The organism is Okeania sp. SIO2C9, from assembly GCF_010672455.1.
Lineage (GTDB): Bacteria > Cyanobacteriota > Cyanobacteriia > Cyanobacteriales > Microcoleaceae > Okeania.
Window position 1 is genome coordinate 37498 of record NZ_JAAHGO010000023.1, and the last position, 16063, is coordinate 53560.

The window sequence follows — 16063 nt, forward strand, 5'->3', positions numbered from 1 at the left end:
CTTCACACAAATTCAGTAAATTTTTAAGATAATGAAAATTATGGGTTTTAGTCAACTGTAGAATACCGATGTTAGGTATACCATATCTAAGTAGTCTTAATACTGAGTTATAAATACAAATTATATTTACTTTACCACAGTAAATATCAACCTAATTTGGAATTAAATATACAGTTTTATAAAAACTAGAGATGCTAATTAATCGTAAGACTAGCTCTGGAATATAAAAATCTTAAAGCAAGTGGGAAAGATGCCAAATGAAAAATCTTATGGACGAATATAATAAATACAAATCTCAAGATGAACAAGATATCTATAACCATTTTATCCAATTGATAGACCTAGAGTCTTCAACAGAAGTAATTGAAAGATTTAGAATTTTATTTATTAATGGTTCGGGATATCCTGACAGAGAAATATCTCAAGCACTAGACAGAATTACAGCATTGCCAGAAATTGAAGAAGATTTTAATTTTATCTTAAATCGCTGCTGTCATATAGTTATCAATAGAAAACAACCCTATAACTATAAAAAGGATGTTTTAGTAGAATTAATGAAGCTTTTCGAGCGAGTCGAAAATAAACAAGCACGCCGCCACTACTACGGTTCTCGTAATAGTAAGAAATTATTGGAACTGGTTCAAGGGTTCACAACAAGTGAGCAATATCTCTCCTTAAAACGCTTAACAGAATTAATCAACCAAGAAACAGGAAGTTACAAAAACACTAATAGTGCTCTAGCTCAACCTTTAAGAACTCTAATTCCACGCTATCCTTACCTATACCAACATTGTTTAGTTACCCCAGATAGTAGTTATGAACACCAACAAGTTATCAGAAAAATTCAACGACAGAAACAGAGAAAATTTGAAATAGACTTATCCAAATATGTAACTCATAAAATTAGACAGAGAGTAGTAAGCACTGCCTCTGAAAGAGGAGCTACGCTTTCAAACTTGACAGTAGCTCGTTGGGAAGGCACCAACAATATTCAAAATCCTACTCTTTTAAGCGATCGGGAAGTATTATCAGCAATTAAACTATTTGTAGGTAAAGTTGAAAATGGTAATAACTATCGAGATAATGCAAAAAGTTTCCTAACCCATGTCAGACAACCTCAATCCTATCATTCTTTTAAAGAAAGTTTCTATGAATATTTAAGTACATCTTTTGATGTAGATTCCAAATCTATTAAGCATCAGTTTCAAGATAAACTATATAAGCAGCTAAAAAATACTATGTCTCACAGTAATGACAAACAGTTTAACGACTTTTTGCTGATGAGAACTTGTAATCAAATGTTAGGATTTCTAATTGTAGAAAGCACCCAAAAACCACAACACTTTATATTTCTTAATCTAATGGCCAACCTGGGTCCAATCAAAACAATTGGCCTTTTACTGAAAATAGTTTTGGTCTGCTATAGAGTCAAACCATACCTAGAAAAACGATTTTCTATACTATTTAACCATTACGAATCACATACTAGAGAAACAGTTATGTGGTTAGTGAAAGCTCTAGAAAATATGCACGTTGCTTTAAGTACTAACTTTGGTAGAGTTGATTTATCCTTCATTCGTTAGAATATTTTCAAGCTTCCCAAATCTAGAATAAGCTAAGTTAACATCAGGAATAATATTGCAATGTTAAAATAAAGCTCAGAGTAAAGTTTTCAAGTATCATTTACATGATGGACTTATAGTTAATCTACATATATAAAAAAATCAATAAAAAATACGGTAAACATTAAAAGATTAAATATGTTGCCTAATTTAGCTATCGTATTATAAATAATAAATAATTAGATAACCCCTTAGCTTGTAGCTGTGGGTAGTTAAACACTAAGCATAGGTTAAGTAAAGACAAGAATAAAAAGTAATGACCCAAGTGTTACTAGGTGAAAACGAAGGTATAGAGTCGGCCCTCCGGCGATTCAAACGTCAAGTTTCTAGAGCAGGTATCCTTGCAGATGTGAAAAAACGTCGGTACTTTGAAACTTCTCAGGAAAAACGAAAGAGAAAGGCAGTAGCAGCACGACGTCAAAAACGATTTTATTAAAGCAAAAAATTTACTTCATAGGCTAATTTATAGTTCAGATAATTTAGTACAGGAGTTTTGTAGCTATCTTCAACAATTAATAATTAATAATTAATAATTAATAATTAACAATTACCTCTCCTTGAAAATAAGAGGATTGACACTTAAGGAAAATTTTTTCTTCTCTTACTCGATTGGAGGCCAGCGAGGAGACCTTACCATCCCACCCTACGGGAAACTACGCTAACGACCCCTTTCTTCTCCTTTAAATAAAGGAGAGGATTTATATCATGTTCGGATAATCAGTTATAAAAAACTTTATCCCTTTTACCCTTTTCTTCCCTTCTGCCTTCTTCAATGAAGTTGAAATGAAAAACTAGAATAGAGTATTAGTTATTAAATGAAAACCATCCAAACATGAATCTAGATCGAGAACTAGACAATACAATATTAAGCTTTGCAGATATTCAAGCAGAACTTAACATTCGCAACGCTAAAGATGTTTTAAAAGAAATCGTAGATAATATAGATTTAACTCCCGAAGAAAGAACAGGATTAGACTCAGAAATTTCTGGTTTAGAATCAATGTTAGAAAAACTGGAAAAAGCTTCTATACATATTGCCGTATTTGGTATGGTAGGAAGAGGTAAATCTTCAGTTCTCAATGCTTTGTTAGGTGAAAAAGTATTTGAAACAGGTCCAATTCACGGTGTGACTAAAATTACAGAAATCAAGCAATGGCAATTAGGGACAGATAACTTAGAAGAAACAGAATCCTCATCTGATACCTCTCTAGTTTCTTACAGAATATCCCAAATTGAACTTATCGATACTCCCGGTATTGATGAAGTAGACGGAGAAACTCGCGAACTAATGGCCCGACAGGTGGCAAAGCAAGCAGACTTACTCTTATTTATTGTGGCAGGAGATATTACCCAAGTAGAATATGAAGCTCTTTCCCAATTACGAGATGCTGGTAAACCGATGTTGTTGGTATTTAATAAAATAGACCAGTATCCAGAAGCAGATAGACTAGCTATATACAATAAAATTCGAGATGAGCGAGTCCGTGAGCTACTATCTCCCAACGAAATAGTCATGGCAGCAGCTTACCCACTTGTAGCTAAGGCATTACGACAACCCGACGGTAATATTACCGTAAAGATGGAGCGGGGAGAACCCCAGATAGAAGATTTAAAGCTAAAAATATTAGAAATATTAGACCAAGAAGGTAAATCTCTGGTAGCTCTCAATAGTATGCTCTACGCTGATAATGTCAATGAGCAGTTGGTGCGCCGGAAAATAGAAATTCGCGAACAAAGTGCTAATCAAGTAATCTGGAAAGCTGTAATGGCCAAGGCAATGGCGATCGCTCTTAATCCTGTTACTGTGGTAGATATTCTCAGTGGAGCTGTAATTGATGTAGCTATGATATTGACTTTATCAAAATTGTATGGAATTCAAATGAGCCAAAGTGGAGCAATAGATTTACTACAAAAGATAGCCATTAGTATGGGTGGCATTACAGCTAGTGAATTAGTGGCAAATCTGGGACTAAGTTCTGTGAAAGGATTATTGGGTTTAGCTGCACCTGCTACTGGTGGGTTATCTCTAGCGCCTTATTTGTCCGTAGCAGTGACTCAAGCAGCAGTAGGAGGTTTATCATCTTATGGAATTGGACAAGTAACCAAAACTTATCTTGCTAATGGTGCATCTTGGGGAGAAGAAGGTCCAAAAGCTGTAGTGAGTCATATTTTAGAATCTTTGGATGAAACTTCAATTATTAGTCGTATTAAGGAAGAGTTAATTAATAAGTTGAAAATCAAAAATTTCAGTTTAGAAAAAGACAACAGGTAAGACTTAGATTGAGCATAATGGTCATTAATGGTACTCAAATGTTTGGTCTTGCTGATGCGTGGGTATGATTTGTATTTGTTGGCAATTGCTAAACTATTGAATAACAAATATTTGAAATTGTTCAGTTTTTATTTTCATACCTTGATTCAGAAATGCCAAATTTTTTAACGAACAGGTTCAAATATTAAGTCGCGTCTTAAATCTTGTTGAGGTTTTTCTGTAGATATAGAAGTTCTCACGATATATTTTCTTGTAGCTAAAGTACTAATTTTTCTACCAATAAAACCTCCAGCTACACCACCTATTACTCTGAGAGTCAATCCTGTAATAGGATCTAAAACTTGCAATCCTTCGTCCGTTATTTTAAAGATAATATTTGCCAAAGCTTCAACTCCATAATTCTCAGCTAGAGCTGTAGCTCCTTCCTCTGCTATAACTGGTAATTCTGCCGCTCCTAAATAACCACCAGCAGCCCATCCAAGTGCATCAGCTATTGCTAAAATATTGTCTATTTCATCCTCATCATTTCCGTCTACAAAAACTCTCTTGACTTTATATATTGTAAAAAGTTCAGTTAACTTGTTGTTCACATATTTATCAAGTGTAGGATAATTTATGGTAAATCTTCTATGTTTTTTAATTAGGGTTTGCTGATTAAATATAAAAGCATTGACATATCAAGATTTTAGCATTTTTTAGTTAAAAAAAGTCCAAGCTTTTAGGTCGTAATGGTTCAAAAAATTAGCATTTTAGGTGCATAGTTGTGCAGAATAATCCCTTGATTATTCTTCCTCCTACCTCCTCTATAATTCCCATTTATCCTGTCTCCTGTCTCCTGTCTCCTGTCTCCTACCCTTACCCATAAGACTTTTTCAGCAAACCCTAATTAGTTGTTCTAATTCATAGAAAAAACTAGCTCTGTTAATGTATTGTGAGCCATTTAATACATAATAATCAATCATCGCTTTTTTTCTTCCCACTACTACTTTTTGAATATTCACTAGACGAAAAAATAATCCAAGCAATCCTACTGAAAATCCTATACCTATACTTTCCATCAAATTACTAAGAAAACTTCCGCTTATAGTCAAACTGAAATCTTGAGTAGCATATGAGCTAGAAATTTTAATAGCAAAAGTATTAATAAAAACAGCTACCGTAATCATAAACAAGGAAGTTAAAGGTGTTTTTCTGGTTATTAAACTTCTAATAAATTAGTAATTCGCAAAAGTATGTAGTAATCCTATATGATTTGTAAATTTTCTCCATAAATATCCTTCTGACCAACAAAGTAACCAATAATCAGAACTACAACAGCAGCAAAGATTTTAGGAACAATAGGCTAAGATTTTTTCTTTGATTTTATCGAAAACTTATTCTGAGAATGCTTTTGATCTTTTTCTTTCCTCTTCCTTTGAAACTTTTGCCTCTGCTCGATAACTTCCGGAGGCGGACCGTAATCTCCTCTTGAAAAATAAATTCGTTCTACTTGATGTTGTGGCTCAACCTCAATCCACAGACGAGCCCCGCCTGCCTGATTTCTGTTTGGCTGATGTGGCTGATAAACGATTTGGCAAGGTCCGTTAATTTTTAGGGCGTGGCAATAATTTTTTTTATCTCCCACTTTTACAGCAATTGCGGGATGAGAAGTTTTATTGTCTCGGTTATAGTCAATAGTCTTTCGTAAAACATGAATAAAGGTATTGCCTGTACGTTCAGCCTTATTCCAAGTTCCTTCAGGACCTCGACGACCAGGTGTAATTTCTGGTACTCCTCGGTTGTTGAGGGGAATCATCCATAATCTTTTAACTTTGTAGGCTCCTACTACTCTATTTTGTTGTAGTAGTATCCGCAGTCTACCTGTTGATATATTGAGTAAAAATGCTGCTTCTGTTGTACGAACTTCTGTAGTCATAAAAACTAGATCGTTTTAGTAATAGGATAAAAAATATCTTGTGAGGACGCAACTTGAAAAGTACCTCAAAAATATCATATCATACGAAATCCGATTACGAAATGGTCTATTATTTTATAATCAAATGGCCGAATTAGTAGATGCTTTAAGATATGCCGAATCTATTAAGTCATATAGTGAATGTAACGAGGCAGTATTGCGGGAAAATCTTCAAGGAGCAATTAATAGTGGAGAAAGCCTTCTAAATATTCGTCCAACTCCACGAACTCCTCCTCCTGAAATCTATGTCGTGCCTTGTTGTAGGGGAAGCAGGAAATAGTAACAGGAAATAGTAAAGAGTCTACAGAATAAGTTATACAAGCCGATCAGTTATCTGTGAATTTTTGAGATAAATCCTTAAATGTTTTTGTGACTTTGTAGATATAGTTCAACTTTAAACTTAGGGAGAACGGGTTATAGAATTTTTGAATTTCCCATTCTCCCAAATCAAGAATTTTGGTAAAACTCTGATTGAATATTAATTCTTATTTTTGAACTGCTCTAACCATTCTTGAATTTTAGAAGAAGCAATATCTCGTCCTCCTAAACCAAAAGCTAAAGCAATAGCTACTGCCATTGCTCCCATGAAAAGTCCGAAAGCTAGATTCACAATGCTAGGAGCAATTCCCATTTGTTGCAAGGCCATAGCTGAGACTAATACAATAATCCCAATTCGAGCTAGCTGGCCCAAAAGTCGAGCTTGAGCATTACCAGAGCTGGTGATTAAATTATAAGCAACATTAGCCAAGTATAGACCTATAGCCAATACTACTAAACCATAAAGAACCCGACCACCAATAAAAATTACAACATTGACAATTAAGGTCAGAGCTTCCAACTCCATAACTTGGGTAGCTGAAACTGTGGCAAAAAGAATAATGCCCACAAAAGCTACAATACCAGCAATTTCTGAAGGGGTCCGCGCAGTAGGTTTAGTTCCAGGAGTATCGGTTTCACCTTGAATTACAGTGGCATTTGGATCGGAAGCTGGCCGTGTAGATGGGGGGGTTGAACTCAAACCAAGCCAATTGAACAGGTTATTGAAACCAATGCTAGTCAGAAGGTTGGTAATTAAATCGCTAACAAATCTACCAACAAAATAAGCAACTACTAAAATCACAGTAGCAGCAAAGATTTTCGGGATAAACGTCAGAATATCATTGAGCATCGCCACTGCTGGAGTAGTAATGGCCTCAATATCCAGAGCGCTTAGAGCAGCGATCGCTACAGGAATCAAAATCAATACATAAACTACTGTACCAATAATTGAAGAAAGATTTTGACTGCCAGTGGTTTGACTCATACCAAACCTACTACCCATTTGGTCTACACCTGTAGCAGCTAGAAGATTAGTAACAACTTTCTTCACCACAGTAGCAAGTAACCAACCTACTCCAGCTAGAATAACAGCCTTGAGAATTCTGGGAAGAGATTGCAAGATTTGGTCAACCATGTTCTGAACAGGTTGTAGAGCAATCTGTAGTTGCAAAGCTTCCAGAATTACAGGCAAGAATAGCAAGAAAATCAACCAATAGATAGCATTAGCAATAGTATCGCTAATTTCTACTTGATTTTCTGTTTGTCCATCACTAACTTCCTGGTTGAGACGGTCATCTAAGCCAAATGTCTTCAGCCCTCTGCCAACTGCTAATTTAGCTATAGTTGCTGCTAACCAGGCAATACCTAGCCAAATTAGGGCAGCCGCTATACTAGGCAAGAAGCTAGTTATTTCTGTGAGGAAGGCATTGAGAGGTTCAGAAACTGCCGTGAGGTTGAGCTTATCGAAGAAAGCTATCAGAACAAAGATCATGATGATCCAAAAAATCAAAGAGGAGATCCATTTCTCCACTGGTAATTTCTGAGCTTGTTCCTCACTACCTGTTACCCAACCAGCAATTTTGTTATCAATATTGGTCTTCTTGAATAGTCCTCCAAGGAAGCTGGAGATAATCGAAGCCACTATCCAGCCTACAACTAGAATTGCAATTGCTGTTACTATGTCCAAAATTAAGATTTTGTTAAAATTTTGGGACACTATATCTACAGGATTTGCTTCAGTTTGTGCCAAAATATTTGAGGCTAACATTAAATTAGCCTGAATTGGCTCACTAATTGATTGTGTAATAATTTGCCAAGTGCCATTCATGGTTTTCTTGGGTTAATGTGACCTTTACTTTTACTTTAAATTAGCAACCTAATGAGATTACCAATATATGCCTTATAGCTTGAAGGTAACTATGTCATTTAGTCAAGTTTTTGAGCAATCTATTTTAATTCGTGCCAGTGCCACTATTGTAGAGGATTGTATTACTAATAACATTCTCATGCACAAGTGGTTAAATCCAATGTTACGTTGTGAACCTGTGGGCAAATGGGATACATTTGTGGGAAGTCGTAGTAGATTTATCATAAATATTCCCTTTTTATATCCATCTTTAGATAGTGTTGTGGCAGAACGAGAACCTGGTTTAATTGTCTGGGAGTTTAAGGGCTTTTTTCGAGGTCGAGATCGCTGGGAATGTCAACCAGAAGCTGAAGGTACTTGTTTATTAAATCGTTTTGAATTTGAGATACCGAATCCTGTAATTCAATTCGGTTTTAATAAGTTTGCTGCCTCATGGACAAAAGCAGATATGGAAGCTCAACTGCGACGTTTGAAGAGAGTAGCAGAAGAACAATACTATCATAAATGTTGAAATGGGACTCCAGTTATAATCGCTCTTATTTAACTGTGAGACGAGGCCTATAAACGGAGCGGGAAACCCACACAGACAGCCCCTAATAAATTTCAACCAGAAAAATAATTGAACAATACGGGCGCACATTTTTAGCGTTATAATGGTATTAATAGCCGTGGGACACATGGCCCGATAAAAACGCACCGCCTGCCCTGAGGTTTTCGAGGGCGTAAAGACGGAGCAAGAAAGTTTGTGGAGATGGTAGTAGCGGGAGTGGAACTGAGTTTATTTGATTTGTTGCCTAGTTAAGAATCTATCTTTAGCTGGCGCACAACTTTCCTAAGGTCATGCTACCGCAAACGTTAACTAGCTATCAGCTTGGAGGTTCCGGAATGCGACCCTTGCCAGTATTTAGCTGGAGCGCTAAAAATTCGAGGGTAATAGTCCCCCACGCTTATTTGAAAAAATTAGTGGTGCTCCTTTTCTGGGGGTTTGTAGACGCGGAGCGGCTTCTATTGAGTATCCCCCATTATACACCTTGAAAAGCTAACTGCTCATAGCTGAGTGCTGACTGCTACTTCAACGCTCCGCGACATATTTGCGCAGCATTCCGCACCGAAAACGCGTAGTGTTGCGCCAGCAAAACAAGAATCTCACGTTATAATCGCGAGATTTAACGGTGAGAGTGTCAAAAATAGATAATTTAGGTGCAGGTACTTCTTATTTTTTATCTCCACTTGAGTAATTCATTCAAGCAGTTAAAATAAAAAAAGTACCACCTTAAGTTACTTATATTTGTGTTTCAGATCTTGGGATTTTATACAACAAAAGGAAAAATAAGAAAGAATACAAAGTAAACTCCCTCACGGGGTGACAAGCGCCTCAAAAGTATTGTTGGATAACTATTTCAAGGACTATACCTCTGTATAAAATCAAGATTTTTCCTGTTTGATAATGATCATCATTTTTAGACAAGGGGTTGGTTTACAAAGCAAACCAACCCCTTGTCCTTAATTTTAGTTGATTTTTATCTCAATTATTGATAGTAGACATCAGTCACATTTTATGGTCAAAAAAATTGGTCCACTTATATCAATAGACCGACCCAAATGCAATTTTTGGGTACGTATGTATGGTGATCTGTGGGGGATTGCTGGGGATTATTTAGTTGATATTGTTAACAGATAATTAACCTGAATCCTCAAAAAAAGTTCTGATGATCACAGGGGATTAAAAGCTCTGTCAATCTTAGATAATATTTAACTATTTACACCCAACGTCTTACCTTTCATATGATGATTAAACAATTTTAAATTAACTTACATAAATGTTCTAGGATGCATTTGGTTGAACAATGAACCAATGTAATTTGTGGTATGGATTCACGATCGCGAACCCACACCCTCACTAATAATGATGATCCCACTCCCATAAAAACCCTCAATTTTTGACAGAGTGGATATCCTGGAAACCCTGATCAAACAATAGTTTTGAAGTGCTTGTCACCCCTTGAGGTAAACTCCTTATTTTCAATTTTATCTTCTTACTTTCTGCGCATAACTCGGGTGAAATTTCTCAAAAATTCTGACAACAAATTGGTTTTCAACAATTAATAATTATACTAGTCACCATGACTGTATTTGACATATCAAAAGCTTAAAATTCAGACAACGAAAATTTTGATTTCTGCCTTCTGCTTTCTTAAAAGAAGAGGCTTTCAACCTTAATTATTCAGTGAAAAATATTAATTTTAGCTGAAATAATTTAGAATTAACCTTCTTCTTTCTTGCTTTTTTTACCTTCCTAACCTGTAGACTACTCACAGAATAATTTTTGTACCTGTGGCTGGGATTTTAGAAAATCTAGTCCTCTTTTAGCAAAATCAATAGTCTCTACAAAAAATGTTTCAATACCTTTAGCATCAATCACAATTTTATCTGTCCATTTAAACTCTTGCACCATTTCTAAAAATGATATTTCTCCATCACTAATCATTCGATTAACTGTATCAATAATATCGTTAGTTACTTGAGATACGTTACTATCTGGAGAAAAATAACGACTAAATTCTTCCACACCAAGTTTGCCATAACGCGATTCTAATAATGTATTTACAAAATCAGCTTCAACTTCTAATTTATAATTTAAAATTTCCCGAACTGTATCAATATTTTCCTGAGTAGCATTTGCAGTTAAAAACAGTGATTTTAATTGCTCGGACTGTTCTCCTGTCTCAGCAAAAGTTACTAGGTCGGCAATAGCTATAGGTATATTCAAACCGTCATAGGTAATTTTAATTTCATCTATAGCATCTGCTGGTTGAGCAGTAAAGATTAAAACACTACTAATAATTGCTAAAAACCCGGCAAAAAAAAGGTAGAAAAACTTTGATATTCCTTGCCTAAAATCACCAAACTTTTTGGATTTATTGTTCGACTCCCCTGAATTTAAAATATTTTTCATTCTGCTATTCCTCAAAAATTAATAACTACATTTATTCAATGTATTTTCACTCTTGTATATAAGGTCTGAAATATGAGAGATGGGGTTCCCCAAATTTGCCATATTCAGTTATAAATCTTGACTCATCCTAGCCAGTAATTGTCTAATTATATCTGCATCCTCTGCTTGAGGAAGATTTACTAGATAACTCTCTAAATCTTGACGAGCTTCTGCCCAATAATTTAACTGATAATATAATACGCCTCGGTCTCGCTTTTCTACAATTGCATCAGGAAATAATAATAAAATTCGGTCGATAGCTGCAATAGCTTTTAACCCCTCATTTCGGTTCAAATAAATTCCTTTAAGATTTGTCAACATTCGTGCTAAAAATTGTTTTTTACTTACCTTTGCCAAAAACTGAGGTTGTAGCTCTACTGCTCGACCATAAATACTGGCCAATCTTTCTTGACAATCTTGAGGAAAAAGAATTTCACCTCGATTAAAAGCATCTACATATATGCCAGCTTCTTCAAAATCAGGTCGAATTAAAAAATGTCCTGGCATTCCAATACCAACCATCGGAAAATTAATTCTATTAGCAATTTCTAGATAAACTAGGGATAAAGTAATTGGAATGCCAGTGCGTCTTTCTATTACTTGATTCAGAAAACTATTCCGTGGATCGTAATAGTCAATTGTATTTCCAGCAAAACCTAAATCATCATAGAGATAGTTATTAATACCTTTAATAATTTGTAGAGGGTAAAGTGTTTCTGGTAGTTTTTCTCGAACTTCATCTGCCATGGTATCTAGAGCATTTAGATATTCATAGGGGTCAAATTTTGGTTCGTATTCTAAAGCTAAAAAAAGAGCAGCTTTAGCTAAATCTATTTTTTCATCAGGTTGATTAATTACTGAATAAAATAACTGTTGATATTGGGAATAATTCATATTAGACCTAATTATAATTAAAATTATTTTTGACTTGGAAATGTAGGTTATAATTTTATCACTACATCATCTATAGGACGACATAATTATGAAATCGTCACTTGATATCAACTTACCTGAAGAATTAGAACCTTACCATGAAGCGATCGCTAATAGCATTAAACCTTATTTAAAAATTGATATTAAACCTAATTCTACCCAATGGTGGGAAAGTAAATTTGGAGGACTTCCCTATTTACCTCGAACAATTGATTATCCCACTAATAAAAATGGTGAATATTTAAAGTTATTAGCCCAACTTAACTTTTCAGAAATGCCTAGGTTAGAGAATTTTCCTGCTCAAGGAATTTTACAATTTTATATAGATGCTAATCACGATATATATGGTTTAGATTATGATGATCAAACTAATCAAGATGGCTTCAGAATTATATATTTTGATCTAATTGTCGAAAACGTTAATAATTTAGTAACAGATTTTGATTTTTTAGAAGAGCATCAGGGAACTACTTTTTATAGTCCTATAGAGGGTGAATTTAGCTTAAGTTTTATCCATTCGTATGCACCAATATATTGGTTGGATGGAGCTTTCGATCAGCATTTTCCTAATTTTAATCGTGATTTCCTAGATATTTACGACGAATGGTATTGTCAGTGTTTGTTGATTGATGAAAGTGTGCATCAGGTAGGGGGTAATCCTTATTTTATTCAAGGAGATCCTCGTTATTTCTATCCTGAACATGAGGATTATATTTTGTTATTACAAATTGATTCAGATTATGATGATGAAATACATAATATCTGTTGGGGAGATGTAGGAATTGGTAATTTTTTCATTAAACCGTCTCAATTAAAAGTGTTAGATTTTTCTCAAGTTCTTTATAATTGGGGTTGTCATTAAAAACGAAGAAAAAAGAAGGAATAAGGAAAAATAAATAAAGAAAATAGATGAATCTATAGACAGTTAAATATTTTTTTGTGGCAGTTCTGTAAATTACAATTTCTTGCTTTGGATTTGGAAACCAAACGCCTACGAAAAATATTAAAACTTCCTTCTTCCTTTGATTTTGGAAACCAAAATTCTACAAAAAAATATTACAAATTTATGATTTATTCTGCGCTATTGCGGTGGGTTGGGAAGGTAAACCCCTAGGATAAAATGTTCCTTATTTCTTTCCTTTTTCCTTCTTCCTTAATTCTACGAAAAAAATATTACAAATTTATGATTTATTCTGCGCTATTGCGGTGGGTTGGGAAGGTAAACCCCTAGGATAAAATGTTCCTTATTTCTTTCCTTTTTCCTTCTTCCTTAATTCTAGAAAAAAATATTACAAATTTCTGATTTATTTTGCGCTATTGCGGTGGATTGGGAAAGCAAACCCCTAGGATAAAATGTTCCTTATTTCTTTCCTTCTTCCTTCTTCCCTCTTCCTTCTTCCTTCAAATACCATGACTTTTTCCAATTACCCAATGTCGGCGAAAGAAACGAGCTAAAGCTGATTCTTCTAAAGATAAATAAATTGGTCTGCCATGAGGACAAGTACGAGGGTTACGAGTAAGTTGCCATTGATTTAATAAATTTTGCATTTCTGGCAAGCTTAAAGGAGTTCCATTTCTAATAGCACTACGACAAGAAGTAGCTACTTTAGCAGATTCTAAATCACCACCATTACTCAGTTCAATTAAAGCTTCAGCACAGTCATTTCTTTTAGCTAAAATTGCCGGAGCACTACGAGCTGCCCAAAGAAAATCTCCAAAAGTTTCTACTTCTATATTTAAGCGTTGAAGTTGTTCTATTTGACCATAAGATAAATTATGTAAAATAATTGGTGGCTCTAAAGAAATTATTTCCCAAGCATCACATAATTTTTCATATAAAACTCTTTCATGGGCAATATGTTGCTCGATCAACCAAATGCCACTCGGATGTTCAGCCACTATATAAGTATTATGTAATTGAGCGATCGCTTTGAGTTCTATCAATCCAAATTCTTGATTTTTTTCTGCTGTATTATCTGGAGAAACTTGTATCGACCGACGAGTTTGATAATTCCCTGTATTTTCAGATACTTTTAATATTTTTTCTACCCTTTCTGATAAAGGAAATTCTGGCATTACTTCCATACTAAATTGTAATGCCTTAGCAATTGCTAACTCGATTTGTTGTTGCCAAAAACTCAGGTTATGAAGATAAACTTCTGTTTTTGCCGGATGACGATTCCAATTTATTTGATGAGGAAAAATTTGGAAATGAATAAAACATATAGGATAGCGATCGCGAGGGCAAGTCCGCGCCAAAGAACTAATAATTTTTTGTTCTAATTCTGGCACTTTTACCACTCTTCCATTAATAGCAACTTTCACCCAATCTGGTCGTCTCCGATGACATCTATCTGGCAAACCTAAGACTAATTCTAATGATTGTCTATCCAAAAATTGAGAATCTTGATATTGGGAAAAATTTGATATATTTAATTTTTCCGCTTCTTGTTCATCAATTTCTTGTTGAATATACTGTAAATCGCCCAATCTTACCGTCGATAAAATTTGAGGTAACATTTGTTTTGCCGTAGCGCCAGGACTAATTTGTATCCATAACTTACTACCCTGCCAAACTTGCCAAGTAACATCAGGATAACAAAGCGCTATTTGCTGAATAACTAATTGTATACCTCGCATTTGTTGTGCCGAAGAAGGCATTCCTTGACGGCGTACAGGCCATTTTCCAAAAAGATTAGAAACCTTAACAATAGTACCAGGAGCAACAGCAACTCTTTCAACTTCAACAGCTTTTCCTTGCTCGTTATAAACAACACGCCAACCTTCATTTTCATTCTCTAAAAGAGGCGACTTAGGGCGACTTAATATTTCTAAATTTGAGAGATTAGCTAAACTATGAAGTGCCTCTCCACGAAATCCCAAACTGGTAATTTTTGTTAGGTCTTGAAAATTAGTAATTTTGCTCGTACTATGAGGATTAGCTGCTTGTTTTAAATTAGCTAAATTCATACCCATTCCATTGTCAGAAATTTGTACTCGCCACTGTTCAGAAATGATAGAAATTATGATGCGAGTTGCACCAGCATCCAGAGAATTTTCTACTAATTCTCGTACTACTGCCGCTAAAGAATCAATCACTTCTCCAGCAGCAATTAAATTGACAACTTCTTTAGGTAAGGTTTGAATTTTAGATTGCATTTATATAAAAGCAGTAACAAATAGCTATAATTAATCATAGCTAAGGACTTTTAAGGAAAATAGTCATAATGTCAGCTCGCGATTATTATCATAATACTGTCAAAGCTGCTATTCAAAAAGACGGATGGACAATCACTCACGATCCATATCGTCTTAAACTAGCGAGGGGCAAAAATTTATTTGTTGATTTAGGTGCAGAACGTCTAATTGCGGCAGAAAAAGGACTAGAAAAAATTGCTATTGAAGTCAAAAGCTTTCGGAGTGCTTCAGAAATGAAAGATTTAGAACAAGCTCTTGGTCAATTTGTATTGTATGAACATATTTTAAATCGTTACGAACCTGAGCGAAAATTATACTTAGCTATTCCTGAATAAGTACGTCAATCAGTGTTTGAAGAAGAAGCGGGAATAATATTAATAGAAGATCGAATATTACGTCTTGTTAGCTTTAATCCCACTAAAGAGGTAATTGTCAAATGGATACCCTAAATATTGAACTCAAGCAAGCAATTATTAAGGTTTTACAAGAGTATATTGAATATCTCGGAAATGACCCAGAAACTCAATGTCAATTAGTCATAGATGAAACTGGAAACCATTACTTACTTATAGAAATAGGTTGGCAAAATAGTAGACGAATTTATGGAACTCTGATTCATCTCGACATTATCAATCAAAAAATTTGGATACAACATGATGGCACAGAGGAGGGTATTGCCAATGAACTTGTTAATTTAGGTATACCTCATCAGCAAATTGTACTTGCTTTCAAAACAGTTGAGCGACGTAAAATTACTGATTTTGCTGTTTATTAATAGATATTCGATAATCTACTTGAAACTACTATAAAAAAATTGTTAAATCTTATTCTGAAATGGCTACAAAGTAAGAGTTTAGAGAACTCTTAACTAAGAGTGATAACTTTGCTATATTTACCTAAAATA

Annotated in this window: 16 protein-coding genes; 8 read left to right on the forward strand and 8 right to left on the reverse strand. The window is 34.7% G+C overall.

The window, feature by feature from the left end:
* Positions 1-257: 257 nt before the first annotated feature.
* The 3 genes from F6K23_RS19065 to F6K23_RS19075 all read left to right on the forward strand — a co-directional run bounded on the left by F6K23_RS19065 (position 258) and on the right by F6K23_RS19075 (position 3894).
* Positions 258-1583: a hypothetical protein gene (locus tag F6K23_RS19065; protein ID WP_293158748.1), complete on the forward strand. Its 1326-nt coding sequence runs from the start codon at positions 258-260 to the stop codon at positions 1581-1583.
* A gap of 295 nt (positions 1584-1878) precedes the next feature.
* A complete protein-coding gene (gene rpsU, locus F6K23_RS19070; protein WP_293158750.1) occupies positions 1879-2058 on the forward strand; it encodes a 30S ribosomal protein S21 in 180 nt (59 codons plus the stop codon).
* A gap of 396 nt (positions 2059-2454) precedes the next feature.
* Positions 2455-3894, forward strand: coding sequence for a GTP-binding protein (locus tag F6K23_RS19075; protein WP_293158752.1), 1440 nt, complete (start codon positions 2455-2457; stop codon positions 3892-3894).
* A 164-nt stretch (positions 3895-4058) separates the two neighbouring features.
* Here F6K23_RS19075 and F6K23_RS19080 read toward each other — a convergent pair whose 3' ends face one another.
* The 4 genes from F6K23_RS19080 to F6K23_RS19090 form a co-directional block, all read right to left on the reverse strand.
* A complete protein-coding gene (locus F6K23_RS19080; protein ID WP_293158754.1) occupies positions 4059-4484 on the reverse strand; it encodes a hypothetical protein in 426 nt (141 codons plus the stop codon).
* Between the two features lie 282 nt (positions 4485-4766).
* Positions 4767-5060: a hypothetical protein gene (locus tag F6K23_RS19085; protein ID WP_293158756.1), complete on the reverse strand. Its 294-nt coding sequence runs from the start codon at positions 5058-5060 to the stop codon at positions 4767-4769.
* 77 nt (positions 5061-5137) lie between these two features.
* On the reverse strand, positions 5138-5233 hold the full coding sequence (locus F6K23_RS41940) for a hypothetical protein (RefSeq protein WP_367267755.1): 96 nt from the start codon (positions 5231-5233) through the stop codon (positions 5138-5140).
* A gap of 3 nt (positions 5234-5236) precedes the next feature.
* Positions 5237-5809 (reverse strand): DNA-binding protein, encoded by a 573-nt coding sequence (locus F6K23_RS19090; protein WP_293158758.1) that lies wholly within the window; start codon positions 5807-5809, stop codon positions 5237-5239.
* 124 nt (positions 5810-5933) lie between these two features.
* Between F6K23_RS19090 and F6K23_RS19095 the strand changes: the two genes are divergently transcribed.
* Complete coding sequence (locus tag F6K23_RS19095; protein ID WP_293158760.1) at positions 5934-6128, forward strand: hypothetical protein; 195 nt, start codon at positions 5934-5936, stop codon at positions 6126-6128.
* A 198-nt stretch (positions 6129-6326) separates the two neighbouring features.
* Here F6K23_RS19095 and F6K23_RS19100 read toward each other — a convergent pair whose 3' ends face one another.
* Positions 6327-7994, reverse strand: coding sequence for a mechanosensitive ion channel (locus tag F6K23_RS19100; protein WP_293158762.1), 1668 nt, complete (start codon positions 7992-7994; stop codon positions 6327-6329).
* A gap of 91 nt (positions 7995-8085) precedes the next feature.
* On the opposite strand from F6K23_RS19100, the gene F6K23_RS19105 reads away from it, so the two are divergent.
* On the forward strand, positions 8086-8544 hold the full coding sequence (locus F6K23_RS19105) for an SRPBCC family protein (protein ID WP_293158764.1): 459 nt from the start codon (positions 8086-8088) through the stop codon (positions 8542-8544).
* Between the two features lie 1797 nt (positions 8545-10341).
* Here F6K23_RS19105 and F6K23_RS19110 read toward each other — a convergent pair.
* Positions 10342-10989 carry an alpha/beta hydrolase gene (locus F6K23_RS19110; protein ID WP_293158766.1) on the reverse strand — a complete coding sequence of 216 codons (648 nt, stop codon included), beginning with the start codon at positions 10987-10989 and terminating at the stop codon, positions 10342-10344.
* A gap of 108 nt (positions 10990-11097) precedes the next feature.
* Positions 11098-11922, reverse strand: a complete 825-nt coding sequence (locus F6K23_RS19115; RefSeq protein WP_293158768.1) for a SirB1 family protein — start codon at positions 11920-11922, stop codon at positions 11098-11100.
* Positions 11923-12010: 88 nt separating this feature from the next.
* Between F6K23_RS19115 and F6K23_RS19120 the strand changes: the two genes are divergently transcribed.
* Complete coding sequence (locus F6K23_RS19120; protein WP_293158770.1) at positions 12011-12823, forward strand: YwqG family protein; 813 nt, start codon at positions 12011-12013, stop codon at positions 12821-12823.
* A gap of 539 nt (positions 12824-13362) precedes the next feature.
* On the opposite strand, the gene mutL is transcribed toward F6K23_RS19120, so the two are convergent.
* Positions 13363-15120 (reverse strand): DNA mismatch repair endonuclease MutL, encoded by a 1758-nt coding sequence (mutL, locus tag F6K23_RS19125; RefSeq protein ID WP_293158772.1) that lies wholly within the window; start codon positions 15118-15120, stop codon positions 13363-13365.
* Between the two features lie 68 nt (positions 15121-15188).
* Here mutL and F6K23_RS19130 point away from each other — a divergent pair, with 68 nt between their 5' ends.
* Positions 15189-15494: an element excision factor XisH family protein gene (locus tag F6K23_RS19130; protein ID WP_367267753.1), complete on the forward strand. Its 306-nt coding sequence runs from the start codon at positions 15189-15191 to the stop codon at positions 15492-15494.
* A 101-nt stretch (positions 15495-15595) separates the two neighbouring features.
* Positions 15596-15934, forward strand: a complete 339-nt coding sequence (locus F6K23_RS19135; protein WP_293158774.1) for a XisI protein — start codon at positions 15596-15598, stop codon at positions 15932-15934.
* The last annotated feature ends 129 nt before the right edge of the window (positions 15935-16063 follow it).

Coding starts and splice junctions, on each gene's coding strand:
- F6K23_RS19105 (WP_293158764.1), top strand. CDS start 8,086: ATGTCATTTAGTCAAGTTTTTGAGCAATCTATTTTAATTCGTGCCAGT.
- F6K23_RS19090 (WP_293158758.1), bottom strand. CDS start 5,809: ATGACTACAGAAGTTCGTACAACAGAAGCAGCATTTTTACTCAATATA.
- F6K23_RS19130 (WP_367267753.1), top strand. CDS start 15,189: ATGTCAGCTCGCGATTATTATCATAATACTGTCAAAGCTGCTATTCAA.
- F6K23_RS19120 (WP_293158770.1), top strand. CDS start 12,011: ATGAAATCGTCACTTGATATCAACTTACCTGAAGAATTAGAACCTTAC.
- F6K23_RS19135 (WP_293158774.1), top strand. CDS start 15,596: ATGGATACCCTAAATATTGAACTCAAGCAAGCAATTATTAAGGTTTTA.
- F6K23_RS19115 (WP_293158768.1), bottom strand. CDS start 11,922: ATGAATTATTCCCAATATCAACAGTTATTTTATTCAGTAATTAATCAA.
- F6K23_RS19100 (WP_293158762.1), bottom strand. CDS start 7,994: ATGAATGGCACTTGGCAAATTATTACACAATCAATTAGTGAGCCAATT.
- F6K23_RS19110 (WP_293158766.1), bottom strand. CDS start 10,989: ATGAAAAATATTTTAAATTCAGGGGAGTCGAACAATAAATCCAAAAAG.
- mutL (WP_293158772.1), bottom strand. CDS start 15,120: ATGCAATCTAAAATTCAAACCTTACCTAAAGAAGTTGTCAATTTAATT.
- F6K23_RS19085 (WP_293158756.1), bottom strand. CDS start 5,060: ATGATTACGGTAGCTGTTTTTATTAATACTTTTGCTATTAAAATTTCT.
- F6K23_RS19075 (WP_293158752.1), top strand. CDS start 2,455: ATGAATCTAGATCGAGAACTAGACAATACAATATTAAGCTTTGCAGAT.
- F6K23_RS19095 (WP_293158760.1), top strand. CDS start 5,934: ATGGCCGAATTAGTAGATGCTTTAAGATATGCCGAATCTATTAAGTCA.
- rpsU (WP_293158750.1), top strand. CDS start 1,879: ATGACCCAAGTGTTACTAGGTGAAAACGAAGGTATAGAGTCGGCCCTC.
- F6K23_RS19065 (WP_293158748.1), top strand. CDS start 258: ATGAAAAATCTTATGGACGAATATAATAAATACAAATCTCAAGATGAA.